The organism is Pseudomonas sp. Pseusp88 (assembly GCF_047303955.1).
Classification (GTDB): domain Bacteria; phylum Pseudomonadota; class Gammaproteobacteria; order Pseudomonadales; family Pseudomonadaceae; genus Aquipseudomonas.
Genome location: NZ_JBGLYM010000100.1, coordinates 1 through 455 on the forward strand (window position 1 = coordinate 1; position 455 = coordinate 455).

The following is a 455-nucleotide window of genomic DNA, read 5'->3' on the forward strand; positions in this document are numbered from 1 at the left end:
CTTGCTGGCGATGGCGTCAGACCAGACGCTGAAGCTAGTGCGAGCGCTGCGCACTCGATCGCCAGCAAGCCGGTTCCAATTGCCAACCAGCGACGCGGCGCCGCGGGTATTTGGCGTTGTAAGCACCCTGCTAAAACCATTCAAGAAAATTCCCGCTCACTTTGAAGATTTTCCCTACAGCGCCATTTGTAATTGGTCTTTAGCATCCGCTACTCCGCATTGACTCGGTTATATCGCGCCACTTCTCACACCTCACATTGAAGTTTTTCAACTAACGGCGTTGCTGTTATGCGCAACTTCTTGCGCACTTTTAAAGTGAGATGAATACCGGAACAACCAAGTCAGCCGATCTGTCCGTCATAATCAACAAGGAACACCGGATGTTCGCGCCAGCCAATCAAACTCACTTCTCTTTGACCATCGAGGGCTTTGCCAGCGATTTGCAGGTAGCGTCC

At 51.6% G+C, this 455-nt stretch carries 1 protein-coding gene; it reads left to right on the forward strand.

Going from position 1 to position 455, the window contains the following annotated elements; genetic code table 11:
• A partial coding sequence (locus ACCD02_RS32640; protein WP_413310712.1) for a hypothetical protein occupies nt 1–223 on the forward strand: 223 nt, incomplete at its 5' end.
• Nucleotides 224–455: the final 232 nt, after the last annotated feature.